This is a genomic window from Aquimarina spinulae (genome assembly GCF_943373825.1).
GTDB lineage: Bacteria > Bacteroidota > Bacteroidia > Flavobacteriales > Flavobacteriaceae > Aquimarina > Aquimarina spinulae.
The window spans coordinates 1,341,275-1,357,623 of the sequence record NZ_CALSBP010000002.1 but is presented as its reverse complement, the minus strand read 5'-3'; the positions used below and the strand labels follow the sequence as shown (position 1 = coordinate 1,357,623).

Annotated in this window: 20 protein-coding genes; 10 read left to right on the top strand and 10 right to left on the bottom strand. The window is 32.5% G+C overall.

Annotated elements, in window-relative coordinates; genetic code table 11:
- Positions 1-12 precede the first annotated feature (12 nt).
- A complete protein-coding gene (locus NNH57_RS11705; protein ID WP_074407578.1) occupies positions 13-1,173 on the top strand; it encodes a homogentisate 1,2-dioxygenase in 1,161 nt (386 codons plus the stop codon).
- 25 nt (positions 1,174-1,198) lie between these two features.
- Entirely contained in the window at positions 1,199-2,356 is a 1,158-nt protein-coding gene (gene hppD / locus NNH57_RS11700) for a 4-hydroxyphenylpyruvate dioxygenase (RefSeq protein WP_074407579.1), read from the top strand.
- A gap of 62 nt (positions 2,357-2,418) precedes the next feature.
- Here the strand turns inward: hppD and NNH57_RS11695 are convergent, their stop codons facing one another.
- Positions 2,419-2,649 carry a ferredoxin gene (locus tag NNH57_RS11695; protein WP_025667151.1) on the bottom strand — a complete coding sequence of 77 codons (231 nt, stop codon included), beginning with the start codon at positions 2,647-2,649 and terminating at the stop codon, positions 2,419-2,421.
- The gene (locus NNH57_RS11690) at positions 2,649-3,890 is read right to left on the bottom strand and encodes a peptidase U32 family protein (protein WP_108807378.1); all 1,242 of its coding nucleotides are present in this window, start codon (positions 3,888-3,890) and stop codon (positions 2,649-2,651) included. Before NNH57_RS11690 ends, NNH57_RS11695 begins: the two co-directional genes overlap by 1 nt.
- Positions 3,891-4,186: 296 nt before the next feature.
- Between NNH57_RS11690 and NNH57_RS11685 the strand changes: the two genes are divergently transcribed.
- Positions 4,187-4,837 (top strand): OmpW/AlkL family protein, encoded by a 651-nt coding sequence (locus tag NNH57_RS11685; RefSeq protein ID WP_074407581.1) that lies wholly within the window; start codon positions 4,187-4,189, stop codon positions 4,835-4,837.
- Between the two features lie 94 nt (positions 4,838-4,931).
- Here NNH57_RS11685 and NNH57_RS11680 read toward each other — a convergent pair whose 3' ends face one another.
- The gene (locus NNH57_RS11680; RefSeq protein ID WP_074407582.1) at positions 4,932-5,264 is read right to left on the bottom strand and encodes a single-stranded DNA-binding protein; all 333 of its coding nucleotides are present in this window, start codon (positions 5,262-5,264) and stop codon (positions 4,932-4,934) included.
- 350 nt (positions 5,265-5,614) lie between these two features.
- On the opposite strand from NNH57_RS11680, the gene NNH57_RS11675 reads away from it, so the two are divergent.
- The 6 genes from NNH57_RS11675 (at position 5,615) to NNH57_RS11650 (ending at position 11,522) form a co-directional block, all read left to right on the top strand.
- A complete protein-coding gene (locus tag NNH57_RS11675; protein WP_074407583.1) occupies positions 5,615-6,751 on the top strand; it encodes an ankyrin repeat domain-containing protein in 1,137 nt (378 codons plus the stop codon).
- A 115-nt stretch (positions 6,752-6,866) separates the two neighbouring features.
- The gene (locus NNH57_RS11670) at positions 6,867-8,003 is read left to right on the top strand and encodes a helix-turn-helix domain-containing protein (protein ID WP_108807377.1); all 1,137 of its coding nucleotides are present in this window, start codon (positions 6,867-6,869) and stop codon (positions 8,001-8,003) included.
- A gap of 208 nt (positions 8,004-8,211) precedes the next feature.
- A complete protein-coding gene (locus NNH57_RS11665) occupies positions 8,212-8,823 on the top strand; it encodes a hypothetical protein (protein WP_108807376.1) in 612 nt (203 codons plus the stop codon).
- Positions 8,823-9,869, top strand: a complete 1,047-nt coding sequence (locus NNH57_RS11660) for an alpha/beta fold hydrolase (protein ID WP_108807375.1) — start codon at positions 8,823-8,825, stop codon at positions 9,867-9,869. Before NNH57_RS11665 ends, NNH57_RS11660 begins: the two co-directional genes overlap by 1 nt.
- Before the next feature lie 210 nt (positions 9,870-10,079).
- Entirely contained in the window at positions 10,080-10,538 is a 459-nt protein-coding gene (locus NNH57_RS11655) for a GNAT family N-acetyltransferase (RefSeq protein ID WP_074407587.1), read from the top strand.
- Between the two features lie 291 nt (positions 10,539-10,829).
- The gene (locus tag NNH57_RS11650) at positions 10,830-11,522 is read left to right on the top strand and encodes a nitroreductase family protein (protein WP_108807374.1); all 693 of its coding nucleotides are present in this window, start codon (positions 10,830-10,832) and stop codon (positions 11,520-11,522) included.
- A 75-nt stretch (positions 11,523-11,597) separates the two neighbouring features.
- Here NNH57_RS11650 and NNH57_RS11645 read toward each other — a convergent pair whose 3' ends face one another.
- Genes NNH57_RS11645 through NNH57_RS11625 form a run of 5 tightly spaced genes read right to left on the bottom strand, consistent with a single transcriptional unit; the run spans position 11,598 to position 14,069 of the window.
- Positions 11,598-11,891, bottom strand: a complete 294-nt coding sequence (locus NNH57_RS11645) for a hypothetical protein (protein ID WP_025667141.1) — start codon at positions 11,889-11,891, stop codon at positions 11,598-11,600.
- A 10-nt stretch (positions 11,892-11,901) separates the two neighbouring features.
- A complete protein-coding gene (locus NNH57_RS11640; protein ID WP_074407590.1) occupies positions 11,902-12,747 on the bottom strand; it encodes a DUF5777 family beta-barrel protein in 846 nt (281 codons plus the stop codon).
- Positions 12,748-12,757: 10 nt separating this feature from the next.
- Positions 12,758-13,150 (bottom strand): hypothetical protein, encoded by a 393-nt coding sequence (locus tag NNH57_RS11635; RefSeq protein WP_108807372.1) that lies wholly within the window; start codon positions 13,148-13,150, stop codon positions 12,758-12,760.
- On the bottom strand, positions 13,147-13,692 hold the full coding sequence (locus tag NNH57_RS11630) for a YceI family protein (protein ID WP_074407592.1): 546 nt from the start codon (positions 13,690-13,692) through the stop codon (positions 13,147-13,149). The genes NNH57_RS11635 and NNH57_RS11630 overlap by 4 nt, the downstream gene beginning before the upstream one ends.
- A 5-nt stretch (positions 13,693-13,697) precedes the next feature.
- A complete protein-coding gene (locus NNH57_RS11625) occupies positions 13,698-14,069 on the bottom strand; it encodes a hypothetical protein (RefSeq protein WP_074407593.1) in 372 nt (123 codons plus the stop codon).
- Between the two features lie 220 nt (positions 14,070-14,289).
- On the opposite strand from NNH57_RS11625, the gene NNH57_RS11620 reads away from it, so the two are divergent.
- Positions 14,290-14,760, top strand: a complete 471-nt coding sequence (locus NNH57_RS11620) for a GNAT family N-acetyltransferase (RefSeq protein WP_159099156.1) — start codon at positions 14,290-14,292, stop codon at positions 14,758-14,760.
- A 277-nt stretch (positions 14,761-15,037) separates the two neighbouring features.
- Here NNH57_RS11620 and NNH57_RS11615 read toward each other — a convergent pair whose 3' ends face one another.
- On the bottom strand, positions 15,038-15,649 hold the full coding sequence (locus NNH57_RS11615; RefSeq protein WP_108807371.1) for a DUF4230 domain-containing protein: 612 nt from the start codon (positions 15,647-15,649) through the stop codon (positions 15,038-15,040).
- Positions 15,650-15,743: 94 nt separating this feature from the next.
- Positions 15,744-16,274, bottom strand: coding sequence for a DUF4136 domain-containing protein (locus NNH57_RS11610; protein WP_074407596.1), 531 nt, complete (start codon positions 16,272-16,274; stop codon positions 15,744-15,746).
- Between the last annotated feature and the right edge of the window lie 75 nt (positions 16,275-16,349).

Sequence of the window (16,349 nt, the reverse complement as noted above, 5' to 3'; positions counted from 1 at the left end):
ACATTATAATTTATGCCTAGATATCATTCATTGGGAGAGATCCCTCATAAAAGACATATCACTTTTAACAACCCTAGAGGTGGGTTGTATCAAGAAGAATTATTTGGAACAGCGGGTTTTGCAGGAATGTCATCACTTATCTATCATCTGTACCCTCCTACAGTAGTTTCAGAGATTAAAAGAGGTAAAGACATCACTCCAAAAATAGCGATCGATAAAAATATGAAAGCGATGAGTTTTCAGGGGTTTTCACTTCCTAACGGAGAAGAGTTTCTGGAAAGCAGAAAAATACTATTTACTAATAATGATCTAAAGATCGGTTTGGCTGCTCCCATAACATTTTCGCGAGATTATTTTTATAGAAATAGTGATGCAGACGAAATGCTATTTATTCATGTGGGTTCGGGGACATTAAAAACAATGTATGGGAATATTCCTTTTAAATATGGAGACTATTTGATCATACCAAGAGGAACGACATATCAGATAGATTTTGATACCGAAACCAATAGAATATTATTTATCGAATCATCAAGTGCAATAGAATCACCTAAACGTTATCGAAATAATTATGGGCAGTTTTTAGAACATTCTCCGTTTTGTGAACGTGATTTTAGATTACCACAAAATTTAGAAACGCATGATGAACAAGGAGAGTTTAAAATCATTTCTAAAAAACAAGATGTATTATGGGAATATACCTATGCCAATCATCCTTTTGATGTAATTGGCTGGGATGGTTTTAATTATCCATTCGCGTTTTCAATTTTTGATTTCGAACCCATAACAGGACGTATACATTTACCTCCACCAATACATCAGCAATGGGAAGCTGCAGGATTTGTGGTCTGCTCTTTTGTACCAAGATTATATGATTACCACCCTAAAGCTGTTCCTGCACCGTATCATCATAGTAATATTGATTCTGAAGAACTACTGTATTATGTAGATGGCGATTTTATGAGTAGAAATAATATCCAAAAAGGGCAAATTACATTACATCCAGGAGGTATTCCTCACGGGCCTCATCCGGGAGCAATAGAACGAAGTGTTGGTAAAAAATCGACAGAAGAACTTGCAGTTATGATAGACCCTTTTAATCCTATTATGATTACAGAAGAAGCAATGAATTTACAAGTAGATGATTATTATAAATCCTGGAAAACCGAATAGGTTTTTCACTTAAAAATTTAAAGACATGCCAGATTTAAAAAATATAGAAAACTATAAATATAGCTTAGAGAAAATATTTCCTGAAGCCGAAGATTTTTTACCACTTTTAGGAACAGATTACGTAGAATATTATGTTGGAAATGCAAAGCAGGCAGCTCATTTTTATAAAACAGCACTTGGGTTTCAGTCTTTGGCTTATGCCGGCTTAGAGACAGGCCTAAAAGACAGAACATCCTATGTTGTGGTACAAGATAAAATACGTTTGGTTTTTACCACACCAATGCCAGGTGGAGAAAGTAAAGAAATATATGATCATATTCAAAAACATGGTGATGGAGTTAAAGTTATTGCATTATGGGTTGAAGATGCTCGTAAATCGTGGGAAGAAACTACAAAAAGAGGAGCAAAATCTTATTTTGAGCCAAGAGTAGAAAAGGATGAAGATGGTGAAGTAGTGCGATCAGGAATACACACTTATGGAGATACAGTGCATGTTTTTGTTGAACGTAAAAACTACAACGGAACATTTCTTCCGAAGTTCGAAAAATGGGAATCTCACTACAATCCAACAAGTTGTGGCCTAAAATATATTGATCATATGGTAGGTAATGTAGATTGGGGGCAAATGAATGTTTGGGCAAAATTCTATAACGAAGTGATGGGGTTTGCAAACCTGATTACCTTTGATGATAAAGATATTTCTACAGAATACACGGCTTTAATGAGTAAAGTAATGACCAATGGGAATGGAAGAATTAAATTTCCGATAAATGAACCCGCCGAAGGCAAAAAGAAATCTCAAATTGAAGAATACATAGATTTTTATGGCGGAGCAGGATGTCAGCATATAGCCGTTGCTACAGATGATATTGTATTTACAGTTAGCGAAATGAAAAAACGAGGGGTAGAGTTTCTATATGTACCAGGAACGTATTATGATACCGTTGGAGATCGTGTAGGAGAAATAGCAGAAGATATGAAACTTCTTAAAAAACATGGGATTATGGTAGATAGAGATGATGAAGGGTATTTGCTTCAGATTTTTACTAAACCATTGACCGATAGACCCACATTGTTTTTTGAAATTATTCAACGCAAAGGAGCGCAATCTTTTGGGAAAGGAAATTTTAAAGCCCTATTTGAATCTATAGAAGCAGAACAGGCAAGACGAGGAACATTATAGCAATGAACTTATAGAATAGACTGCCCTTTAAAGAAACGTTACATTATTAAAGATAGGAGGGGTTATACCATCTTTGTCGTAATAATCTTTACTGGGCAGGCTTTTTGAGCCTGTACACAATCATCATAAATAGTGTTGTCGGGAGATTTTAGGGTGTGGAATCCTTTTTTATCTGTGGCATGTAGTAGTACTGTTTTTCCATCTTTTTTAGACATCTGAAAATGGGTAGGGGCCATTTCTACACAATAATTACAACCAATACATTTTTCGCGCTGTAGGGTAACTACTACCATTATTCCTGAACGATTTTATAAAGTTTATCAGATGGACGTATTCTAAAATTAGTAGGAATAGTACACGAATCCCCTTTTTGTGCAGTATCTAATCGCTCATCGTTTACCATCATCTCTTTGAGTTCGAACTCTTCTACTCCTGTTGTAGGGCCTGTAATTAAAATGGTATCTCCCAGTTTAATATCATAAGCTTCAATTTTAAACTCTGCGATGCTGGGCTTAGGAAAAAAGTGAACACCTTTACCAATGTATACTTTCTTTTGGGTGGCTTTGGATCCAGAAACATCACTCCATTCTCCTAATTTTTGTCCTAAATAATACCCACTCCAAAAGCCTCTGTTATATACTTTCTCTAATTCTTTCATCCAGTGATCGACTTTGGTTTTGGTAAAGTCTCCATTGGTACAGGCATCTATGGCTTCACGATACGTTTTAATCACTTTGGCTACATATTCGGGAGCTCGCCCACGGCCTTCAATCTTTAATACTTTGGCCCCGGTGTCTATAACTTGATCTAAGAAATCTAATGTGCATAAATCTTTTGGAGACATGATATACTCATTATCCAATTCCATTTCAAAACCAGTTTCCTGATCTACAACACTATATTTTTTTCTGCAATTTTGTTTGCAGGCACCACGATTAGCAGAAGAGTTATGAGAGTGCAAGCTCAGGTAACATTTGCCAGACACCGCCATACAAAGTGCTCCATGACCAAAAATTTCAACTTCAACTAATTCTCCCGAAGGGCCTTTAATTTGTTCTTTCTCTATCTGATCACAAATTTTCTTTACTTGTCGTAAACTTAATTCCCGGCTCATTACCATAGTATCTGCAAAAAGAGAATAGAACTTTACCGTTTCAATATTGGTGATATTGATTTGAGTAGAAATGTGAACTTCCATATCGATCTGTCTAGCATAAGCAATAACAGCCTGATCCATTGCAATTACAGCAGTTAGATTTGCTGCTTTGGCAGCATCTAATAACGTTTTTATAATCGATAAATCGTGATCATAAATTATAGTATTAAGTGTAAGGTAAGTACGTACATTTTTTTCGATACAGCGACGCGCTATTTCAGGTAAATCGGCAATCGTAAAATTTATACTGGCTCTGGCCCGCATATTTAATTGATCTACTCCAAAATAAACAGAATCTGCTCCATTATCAATAGCGGCTTGTAGAGATTCAAAATTACCTGCTGGTGCCATTAACTCCATTGTTCCTGTTGGGGTCATATTTTCTTCATTAATTCAAGTACAAAAACACATTATTTTTCATCTTTTTTGATGTGAAAATTTATATGCTAAGAGTACTTATTTTCAAAACGCAAATGTATGCTATTTGCTGAATAAAAATAGTATTTAAAATCATTCTTTTTTATTCTTTATGTTAAAGGTAATGTGTTGATTTGTAAGTGTATAAAAACAACTGTTTTTGAAGCCTGAAAGGTCTAATCTACGGAATGATAAAAGTCATATTTAGCCCTTTTTCTTGTCGATATTTTTGTTACATAATTCAAAATTCTTTCAAGATGAAAAATGTAATAATTACTGTATTGGTTGTACTATTAGGAGTAACTAATTTTGCGTATGCACAAGAATCAAATGATAATGCCGATTTTAGTAAATGGCAAATTAGACTAAGAGGAATCGTTGTATCACCAGATGAAAGTGCTACAATAGAAGCTATAGGAGGAGATGTAGATATTTCTACGGCTATTGTTCCAGAATTGGATATCACTTATTTTTTTACAGAAAACTGGTCTGCAGAGCTAATTTTGGCAACTACAAAACATGATGTAAAAGCTATGGGTACTGCTGCAGGAAATATAGACCTGGGTGATGTGTGGTTATTGCCTCCTACTTTACTTGGGCAATATCATTTTACTGGTGGTAATTTTGTTCCATACCTTGGTGCAGGAGTTAATCTAACTCTATTTTATGGGGTTGATGAAGGACCTGTGGTAGATGACGTAGATTACGATACTGCTGTTGGTTTTGCTTTTCAGGGTGGTTTTGATTTTATGCTTAACGACAAATGGTTTATAAATGTAGATGTCAAAAAAGTATTTTTAAGCACAGATGCTACTGTTAATGCAACAACGGCTTTGGGAGCAACTGTAGGCGCAGATGTAGATATTAATCCATGGATATTTGGAGCAGGAGTGGGTATTAAATTATAAAAAAATACAAGTTATATACTGTAAAAACCGCTTAACATTTCTGTTAAGCGGTTTTTTAATTGGCTATAATAATACTCAAATAAATTAGTTGTTTTTATTTTCCTAACATCAATAGTTCATTACAAACTACCTCTGTGATATATCGTTTTTGACCTTCGTTATCTTCATAACTTCGAGAGGTAAGTTTCCCTTGGATAGCGACCTCTTGTCCTTTGTTTACATATTTATCTACGATATCGGCAATTTTACCCCATGCAATGATATTATGCCATTGGGTATCTGTGATTTTATCCCCTTGTTTGTTATAATATTGGTCATTTGTTGCAATAGAGAATTTAACAAGTTTTTTACCAGATTCAAGATTTACAATTTCTGGTTCTTGTCCTAAGTTTCCAATCAACTGTACTTTGTTTTTTAGCGTGTTCATGATTTTAATTTTTTCGTGTTAAACAGTTAATACCTTGTCTTAAAATTCGTTTTAAGAGCTTTTTAATTTTAATCAAATCAGAGAATAACTTTTATAGTATAAGAAAAGCTTACTTCAATTCGACACCGCAAACTTAGGGTGAGACCATAACTATATTCGGTTAGGAAGTGTTTATTTTCGCTTGTAACCGTTTGTAGTCGTTTAAAAATGTTTAATAATATTGATTATTACAGTTTGTGAGGAATTTGAAAAATTAGTGTTTTTATTCTGAAAAAGTCTATTTTAGTGCGATAATATAAGTAAACACTATAGATGCGTTTATTTGCTTGTTGTATATAATAAAGAAAAATATGGGGATTTTTAAAAAGCTATTTGGAGGAAGTGAGAAAAACGATCCTAAAAAAAAAGAAATCAAGAAAAGTGAATACAATTTACAATGGATCACTCCAGAGCAAAACCCTTGGGGTCTGAACATTTTGGATTTACGACCAATTTCTCAAAATATGCTTTCTACTTCAAAGGATGAGAGAATGGCGACCAATGCTATTTCATACAACCAAGAAGATGGAACAACTTTTAAAGATTATTTCCCTAAATCAAGCAAGAGTTTTTCTAGTAATTTAAGTATTCCAATTGACGGGAGACTTGAAGAGGGAGTTTTGTTTACCCCATCAACAATGGAACACAAATGGGCTATTTATTTTATGAATGATTGTTTGATATTTATTAGAAGTTGGTTAAGGGAAGCTTTTGTGGTTGCAAAAACTACCCAAGAGAAAAACCAATTAAGAATAACTGAAATAACAGGAGAATTCACAGACGATGAATCTCGAGAAATGACCGAATCTATCCTAATGTTTCTATTATTTAGTCATTCTTTAAATGAAACTATACCCGCTCCTATTCCAAATGATTTATTTGAAAATACAGATCAAGCTGGAATGTGGGCTTTTTCAACTTATGGAAATATGGCTCATTTAGGATATTTTGAAAATAATTTCAAATATGAGACTGATTTGAAACTAAGATCCCATTCATTATTGCATATTGCAATTGCTAGGGGGGAGATGGATAAAATAATTGATGAGTTAAATAAAGGTACTAATATAAATTGTTTGGCTGGAGATGGACTTTCAACTCTGCAATGGGCAATGACAGCAGACCCAAACATTTTGAATTTCTTGCTCGAAAATGGAGCTGATCCAAACTCTAGATCAACGGAAGGAGCAACACCAATAATGAATGCTGTACAATCTGACAAAATTGAACATTTAAACTTATTAATTAAAAATAATGCTGATGTCAATGCTAAAGATGAGAGAGGTTTTACCGCATTACATAGAGCTTCAGAAATGGGACGTGATGAAATGGTTCGTATGTTATTAGCAAATGGCGCTGATAAAAATGTAGAAGCGGAAAATCATACACCGTTATCATTAGCTGTAGCGATGAAAAATGAAGAGATTATAAAACTACTGGGAAATTAAAGAATCTATAAAAATTTGTATAGTTCATTTTGCACCTTTAGGGATACAAACACGCCATACAAGAGACGTTGTAAAACACTAAATGAATCCTCGAATCTTAAAATAAAACTTACCGTTGATATTAATAACCCTTCTTAATATTGCAATATTCCAGGGAGTTGTTTTGGGAATAATTATTTTAAAATCTCCTATATTCAAAAGCAAGGCGAATAAATACTTGGCTTACGCCATTTTTTCAATTTCAATTTCTCTACTAAATTATGTTCTTGACGATATTGGAGTATATACTAACATTCCATTGCTAAGCTTTATCGACACCATAGATTCTGGGCTTCTTTTTCCTGTTTTTATTTTTTTATATGTTGCTCATCAAATTGATCATCCGATTAAAAAATCCAGAAAGATAATATGGTTATTTGTGCCATATTTGTACTCTACAATTGTAGATATTTTTGATGATATTAATATAACTACTAATCTTGATACCCCTTATAATTTCATTCTACTTTTCTTAAATATCATACAAATTCTAATAATACTTTTTTTCATACCAGGCATTTTAATTTACGCCTTTGTCCTTATTAGTTATTCGAAAAATACTCAAGAAAAAAGATGGCTTACTCATTTGTGGTTGTTAACGGCAACCCTATTTGGTTCTTGGATTTTGACTGTATTGTCTAGTATTCTTTTAGAGTATGATTTTACATCTGTCATGAAGATTCTTACCGTAATTGCCACATTCTTAATGCACTGGATAAGTTATTTTGGTATTTTTAAATTTAGACTAGCAAAAGATCAGGAAGAAATTAGAGCATTAATAGATAAACGAAAAAACGATAGTACTACAGAAATTGTTACCGATGTTAAACTATCTAAAATACATGATGCAAAAAAAGCAGAGTCTTTTACTAAAGAACATTCCTATTTTAAAAAGCTAGAAGACCTTTGTGTAAATCATCACATTTATAGAGACAGTACATTAGACAGGGATAAAGTAGCAGAAATGTTAGGTATTAGTACTGGCTATGTTTCTCAGCTTGTAAATACAGTTACAGGAGATAATTTTACTACTTATATTAATCATTACCGTGTTGAGGCGGTTAAAGATTTAATTCTCAATTCTGAGTTCGATAACTATAGTCTTTTAGCAATCGGACTAGAATGTGGCTTTTCTTCAAAGTCAACTTTTCATAATGCTTTCAAAAAAATAACGGGCACTACCCCAAATGCCTACCGAAAGAAGTATAAATAAGTACGGATTTATTCAATTTTAAGGTATTGAAACCTTAAGTATGGCTAATCCCCATACGTTTGCCATCAAAATAAATTAAATACTAAAATGAATTTAAAACAATATCTAATTATTGCAATTAGTCTTTTCTGTAGTATGCCTACACATACTACAGAAAAGTATATGGCAAAAAAACTATTATTAACTACTTTATTTAGTTTTAAGTAAAATGAAAATACATACTATTATTTTTCTACTTGTAGCTACTATGCATCTTCAAGCCCAAAATCAAATCAGTGGCGCTTCTTTTTTAGATAGAACAGAATTTAAAATTGGGTATTATGGGAATATAGCTTGGGATAACGGACTTACTATTGGTGCCGAATATGCATGGAAGGAATACATCAATATCAAAGAAAGAAAGAAAGGACAAAAGATCATTACACACCAATTTTTGTTTAATGGAAACCTTGGTTATTCTACAAATTTCTCAACACAAACAGATAATGGGCTATCTACTTATTACGGCCTTATCTGGCGAAGAACAAATCCCAAAGGCAAACAATATAATGTAGAGTTAAATCCACTTGGGTACTATCGTTCATTTTTACCCGAAACGTATGAGGTAAAAGGAGATCGTGTTTCTAAAGTTTCTTTGCCTGGCAGGGGTTATTACGCTCCTTCTATTGCTGTTGGGATAGGGAAACTTCGTAAAGGGAAAAAACGTTCGGGTTGGTATTTAAACCTTCAATTAACCTTACGAACCAATTATAATGCCGGTACATTACCCGTTTTATCATTGCACTACGGCCATCGGTTTAATTTTAAAAGAAAAAGATAATGAAAAAAATAATTCTTAGTAACGTAAAAATAGCAGTGCTAATATTAATAGGTCTAACTATTTTCTCTTGTTCAAAAGACGATGATAATATTAATGACTTAGGCGAAACCATTTTTGTAAGGCATAAAAATGCAGATATGACAGCGTATATTCATGGCAATGCTTCTGAAAAAGTATTTCTAATCATATTGCATGGTGGCCCTGGTGGATCCGGATGGCAATATAGAAAGAACACTATTAAAAGTAAAATTGAAAAAAACAATGCTGTTGTTTATTTTGATCAACGTGGCTCTGGCAACTCACAAGGGAATTATTCTGAAGCAGATGTAAGTGTGGATATTATGGCAGAAGATGTGTTGGCCCTTGTAAAGGTTTTAAAAACTAAGTACGGCGATGATTCTCGATTATTTTTAATGGGACATAGTTGGGGAGGCACTTTAGGACCTGCTACCTTATTAAAAAATCAGGAAGATTTTTTGGGGTGGATTGATGTAGATGGTGCTCATGACCCTAAAGGATCTTACAATGAATATAAAATCGCTTTAAAGAAGATGGCTGATGAGCAAATCGCTTTAGAAAATAATATTGATTATTGGAAAGCTGTACTTGATTTAGTAAAAAATGTAGACTCAGATTATAATGAAGATGATTTTTATAAAATGAATAGAGAAGCTTATAGAGCAGAAGAAAAACTTGCTGATGACAAGATAATTAACAAACCAACATCTGATGATGATGGTTCACAATATAATTTCTTTATAAATAATTGGAATGCTAACAGAATACAGTCTATTTTAGTTAAAAAAGGGCTTTTTCAGAAGGTATCGTTTACCAATAGACTACATGAAATTACCATACCATCACTAGTGCTTTGGGGTAAATACGACATTGGTGTTCCTACGGTATACGCCCAGGAAGCCTATGACAATTTAGGATCTAATCAAAAAGAGCTATTCATTTTTGAAAAATCGGCACACAGCCCTATGGATACAGAACCAGATCTTTTTGCCGAAAAAGTAATTGATTTCATCAATAAGCATAAATAGTAAGACAGAAATTATATGATCTAATAGTACAGATCTCAAGCTTAACTCCTAATAATGAAGAACCATTTTTTGCTCTTTCCTTTAGCTAGTGGTAGAAATTTTAGAGTACATTTGAATTAAAACTTTTTATCTTCATTTAAGATTGAGAACTATCATGATAAAGTTTTCAAAAAGAAAATGAATACAATAAAATCATTTTAATAAAAACAAATGAAAATATCGATAAGAAAAGTAACCCTAAGTGAACTAGAGAAAATCTATAAAATTGAAGAAAAAGTATTTTCCCCAATGCACTATCCACTATTTGTGATTAGGCAGTACTATGATTTATTTTCGGATTATTTTTTGATTGCCGAAAATGAAGAAAAAGAAATGGCAGGATATATTCTTGGAGGAGTTAATCCTAAAGAGAAAGATGGCTGGATACTCGCTTTGGCAACTGAAAAGAAGTTTAGAAAACAGGGAATAGGCTTAAAATTAATTTCGACCGTTATAAAAAAAATTAATGAGTTGGATATTAACAGTATTCTTTTGACTACCGAACCCAATAGTCCTGCGGTTGATTTTTACAAAAAAATAGGATTTGAAATTATTAAGAATGAATCAAACTATTTTGGAGATCATTCAGAACGAGTTCTAATGCAATTAAATCAAAAGCTAGATTTGTAAGGTTTGCAAAAGAAAATAAAGTCGAAAAAATTGAATTAATAGTCAACCGAGAGAACCAAAATACAATTGATATCTACCTAAAAAAAGGATTTATAATTAAAGAATCGGTTGTAAATTCATTTCCAAATGGACATTCTGTAGAGGATTATAAAATGGAAAAAACAGTAAAAATCTGATTCAGAAAAAATAAATGAAATGTATCAATTAAGAAAAAGTATGTTAACTTTATACAACTATATACTCATAAGATAAGACGAAGTAGAAATTAAACAATAACATAAAACTATAAAAATGGAATCACCAAGTAGCATTACCATCAATGGATATAATCATGTTTCTTACCATTCTGATGTTTTTTCTGAAGAAGAACTGGTTTTAAAAAGTAAATCATTTTACGAGTGGTTAGATAAAAGGAGATCGGTAAGAGATTTCTCTGATAAACATGTTCCTAAAGAGGTTATTGAAAATCTTATCAAAAGTGCTTCTACGGCTCCATCTGGAGCTCATAAACAACCCTGGACATTTTGTGCTATTTCTAATCCGACCTTAAAATCCCAAATTCGTAAAGAAGCGGAAATCGAAGAAAAAATAAACTATGGGAACAGGATGAGTGAACGCTGGAAAAAGGACCTAGAACCACTAGCTACCGATATGAATAAACCTTTTTTAGAAGTTGCTCCCTGGTTGATTATTGCATTCAAAAAAGCTTATGAATTCGAAGAAAATGGTGACAAACATAATAATTATTATGTAAATGAATCTATAGGGATCGCATGCGGGATGTTAATCTCTGCAATTCATAACGCTGGGTTGGTGACATTAACTCATACACCTAGTCCCATGAATTTTTTGACAAATATTCTTAAAAGACCGGCTAATGAAAGAGCCTTTTTGCTGCTCCCGGTTGGCTATCCCAAATTTCCTACCTATGTTCCAGATTTAAAAAGAAAAGAGTTGGATGAAATGACCGTTTTTTATGAATAAAATTGAAAAAATCTAAAGTAGAAATATTCTTTATTGAGCAAAAAACCAGATCATTTCGTAATCTGTACTGTGAGTCTATGCGCTGGTTTTTTCGAAAACACAATAATTTCTGGATTGATCTTTACAATAATATCCTGCATTATTCTTTTTTTTAATTTTTTCGCCTACAGGAGGAAACCCTAAAAAAGTTAACATATTTTCAATATTCGATAAATCATTGACCGAAGTATGATTAAAAGAAATATGAGAGTAATCACTATGGATATACACATCCGAAATGTTTTGAATCTGCAATATTTTCTTTTTTAGAGCTGCAGCACAATTATTACATTTTAGATTTTGAATAGGAATTGTATTTCTAAATACCATAACTATTATATTAAAATACTCGTGATAAATTAAATCCAAAGAAAAAGTCTCCGTCACTCCAATCACCCGATCCCTGACTCAAGAATCCACTTGTATTCATAGGTTGTGCATTGGTAAAATGTAACTGAAATACATGTCCGCCAGTTTCTAAATCAAACCCTATAGAAAGAGGGTTTTTAAATGGAGAGTTACTAGCTCTATTAAGATGAAGTCCATAATCGATATTAACAGACCATCTTTTGGTAAGTTTATGTCGCCCTCCAATTCCTATCGCATATTGCGTATTATCCTGATTGCTAATTTTTACAAGGTTCTCATGTAAAAGTGTTGGCATTAACTGTAGTGAGAAGTTTTTGTTAAATTTTCTGGCGATTAACAACTGTGATACATAAGATAACCTATGCTTAAACTCGAGGCCAGGTAAATCTTCTTTGTCCAGATCGGTATTTGCAGTTATACTATGGTAACCCACTACTGTAAAAGGAAAACTACTCTTTTTTTGCCTTAATAACCGGTATTTCAGAGAAGCTTCATATGTTTTCTGAAATGAACTACGGGATATACCAATTTGTATTTTATCACTAATGCCATACATAAAATTTAACCTGGTAACGGCCTGGTCTAATCCAAAAAAATCTTCAATTCCTGATTTAACAGAACCAAATCTATGAGAAACGACTAAATAAAATAACCCTTTATCGGCTAGTTTGGTAGATTCGAAATTCACAATTTTTAATCCTTTAAAAACAGCACTCGCATATTGATTGTCATCTTTTTCAGTATTAATTTCCCGAAGTAAATCATCTTGCGAGAATGACAATAGAGGAATTAAAAACAATAGAAATATTTTTTTCATAATAATACATTTATTGGGTACTTGTAACTGTAGCCTGATCTATTTTTAGATATTCTAAGAGGTCGTCAAATCCTACATACCTTCCTTTGATTGTTATTTTTTTGTTGATGTTTAACGTCATCAGATCTCTTTCTAAAGTCACGACTATTTTTTGATCCAAAACAATACGATTAGATTCTATTGTAGTAATCAGACCTTTTAATTCTATTGTTTTGTCAAGATGAATCGCGTTAAAAGCTGCTTTGTCTTTAATGAATGCCGAATAGAATGCAATAGCCGTAGTGCTGGTATTAACTTTTTCGGTACGTATGGTTCTATGTTCCTTATATATATAGCTCAACAAAACAATACCCGTAGCTGCTATAAACGCCAGAGTGAGAAAGATAAAGTTCTTGGTTTTCATTGTTGTTTTAATTTAAAATCAACGAACACCTTTACGTGTTCGGCTATTTTATTCCTTACTATTTTTGGAATAGAGATATCAAAATCCTGTGGCGTAACAACAAATTCCCCGCGTAAAGAGATGTACTCATCTTTTTTTGATAGATATAGTATCGATTCGATACTTTTTTCTCTACCATGTAGTTTAAGCTGTCCGTTGACTTTAAACTCTTTTTCTTGTTCGAATAATTCAAAAAAATTAAATGCTATAATTTTTCCTCTAAAAATAGCTTTAGAGTAGATGTCTGATTCGATATAGTTTTCATTAAAATGCTCTTCCATTAGTGCGTTCCTGAACCTAAATTCTTTTATCAAAGCCAATGAGGCTATTTCGCCAGTGTTTACATTTAGAATTGCAGTAACAGATGTGTTTTTTGCTTTAACAGGTTCAAATGTTTTTTCAGAAGCTTCAAAAGCAATGGTTCCCTTTTTTTCTATATATTTTTCTTGAGAACGAGAAACACCAGATATCAATAAGCAAAATATGATTATGAATATTTTCATTTTGATTATTCTAATGATCCATCTTTAATCCATTGATCAATATCATCTATTGTTCCCTGCGGTAATCTTCCCGAGGGTGGCATAGCTGCTGATTCTCCTGTTTGTTTTGAAACAGCATTAAGTATAGCAGAAGCTTGATCACTAACATTTTGAAAGGTTATCAAAGGAAAAGGGGCTCCATTTACCGGAGGATTCGCATGGCATCCTATACAATTAGAGTCAATTATACTTTTGATATTTGCCGTATACGTAAGTTTCTCACCCATAGGCGGAGGCGGAGGTGGAGCAATATCATCTTCGTTGTCACTAGAACAACTATATCCGATTATTACTATAACTACAACCAGAACCTTGTTGATGTTTGATATTGATTTCATAACTTGTGTGTTTGGTTTATATTTATTTTAAATTTTGTTTTATGCTTTTGCCTTTTGATAATTTTTTTAGAAAAAGGTTACAAAATCATGTAACTTTTTTAGGAGTAGTATCTCTATAGAGAGAAAAGTAGTTTGTGATAGTGATAAAAAGGAGTAATCTTATATGTTAATGTGTAATCTGTAGTGCAAAATGATACTGTTTGAAACAAAGAGACTGTCTGTGAGACGCTTAGAGGATAGCGATTTAGAATCTTTTTATGATATGCAGGGTAATCCCAATGTAATGAGATATATCAAAAAAACGATGAATTTTGAGGAGAGTAAACAAGAATTAAATCGTTTTATTAAGTATTATAAGGATGCTGATGTTTTTTTTAAAATTTGGGCAGTAATAGAACGCAATAGTAATCAATTTGTAGGTATATGCGGGGTATATGAAAATGATAGATCAGAATTTGAAATAGCCTATCGATTAAGAGAATGTTTCTGGGGGAGTGGATTTGGAAGAGAAATAGCAAAAGGATTGTTTAGGTACTGTTTTGATCAGATTAAATTAGATGAGTTAACCGCATATGCAAGCACAGATAATTTAGGTTCTATACGTATTCTTGAAAAAGAAATGAATTATGTTGAAGAATTTTATGCTGAAAAAGAAAATAGTATAGAACGAAAGTACACGCTAAAAAAATAAAGCACTTATATGATTCATTTATAAACTAAGAATGAAATGAGAAAAATCAAGATGTATATTGCCATGAGTCTTAATGGGAAAATAATAAAATTTTTATTTTTTAAATAAAGAGGGGTAGGGTATATAAAAAGTAAAGCGTTATAAAGAAGTAACAAATTTGTAAATCTGTAATAACACTAGAGTTTAAGGGACAAAATGAATTCTGTAATTCAGATTTTTTTAAATTTAAAGATGGGAAGAATTCGTTCTTCCCATTTTTTGATTATAGTTAAGGGTTTTAATGTATAAATTCTTGAATACCTATTTGACTGTCTATCGTTGTATCCTTATATTTTAATGTCCAACCCAGAGAATTAGTAAGGATATATAGTTTCTGCAATTCACTAATGAGTCGATTTTGCGAATTGGTAACGAGTGCAGATTTTTGTACTTTTTTATTTAATCCTTCCAGTACTATTTTACGTATAGCATTATGATCTTCGGGATTAAATTTATTAATGATCCCTTCTTCGATATCATGATATTTTATTTCGGGATTAATATTAACCTCTGCCGCTGGGATTTCTGTAATGGTTAGCGTTTTTGTTTCTTGATCGATAATATGCTCAATTTTTCTTAAATCATAAGAGACCTGTACATTAGCATTAACCATTACAATTATTTTTTTCTTTGATGAGATTACATTAAAATAAGTCTTATCATTTTTATAGGTAATGATATCAGAAAAGTGTCCTTCTGTAACTACCAGTTTACCTACGTTTTTGATTTGATCCAGAATCAGACCAGAAGATGCTACTTCTGTTTTTTGGGTATTAGATTGATCAATAATATATTTTATTCCAAACACCAGGAGTGCTGTTAAAAGTGCACCGAGTAGAAAATTACGCATACATCTATAGTATCAAGTTGAGTATAAATGTACACAAAAAAATAGCCTTCTTATAAAGAAAGGCTATTTGTAATATAAATAAAAGGGTATTTTTTTATTGTTCCTGTGGTGGATATTTTTCTAAGATTGCAGTAACAATCTCATTCATTTTTTCTTGCTTTTTGTTCACGTTCTTGGTTAATGCTGCAGAACCCATTCCTTGCCAGACCAATTCCTTTTTAGAGGCATCAATAAGATCTATATAAAGAGTGCCTTCTGTAGTCGTAGAAACAGTATTGTATCCAGCTCCCCAGAACCATGGATTCCACCCCCATCCATAACCCCATCCGAAGTTATTTTGATAGATGTTTACATTTTCCTTAGTTTTTGTAAAAATACTTACGAGTACATCTGGATTTGCTGATTTAGCAAAACCTTTTGAGGTCATATCTGCTTCGATAGCACGCAGGATACGTTTTTTGTCGAGATCGCTAATTTCTGCTTTGTCGATTCCAGGCTTGTAAAATGCAAAGCTTTTATAGGTGTTAAAATCAGCCTGCTTATCATAATCCGAAGCAACGCGCACTGTGGAGCAAGAACTAAGAGTTATGATAAGGATTAATGATAAAAGTGAAAAAAGTTTCATAATCCTAGTTTTTTATAATATCAAATATGTCATGATGATCAGAAAATAAAAATACGTTTTTATCAATCATTTTAT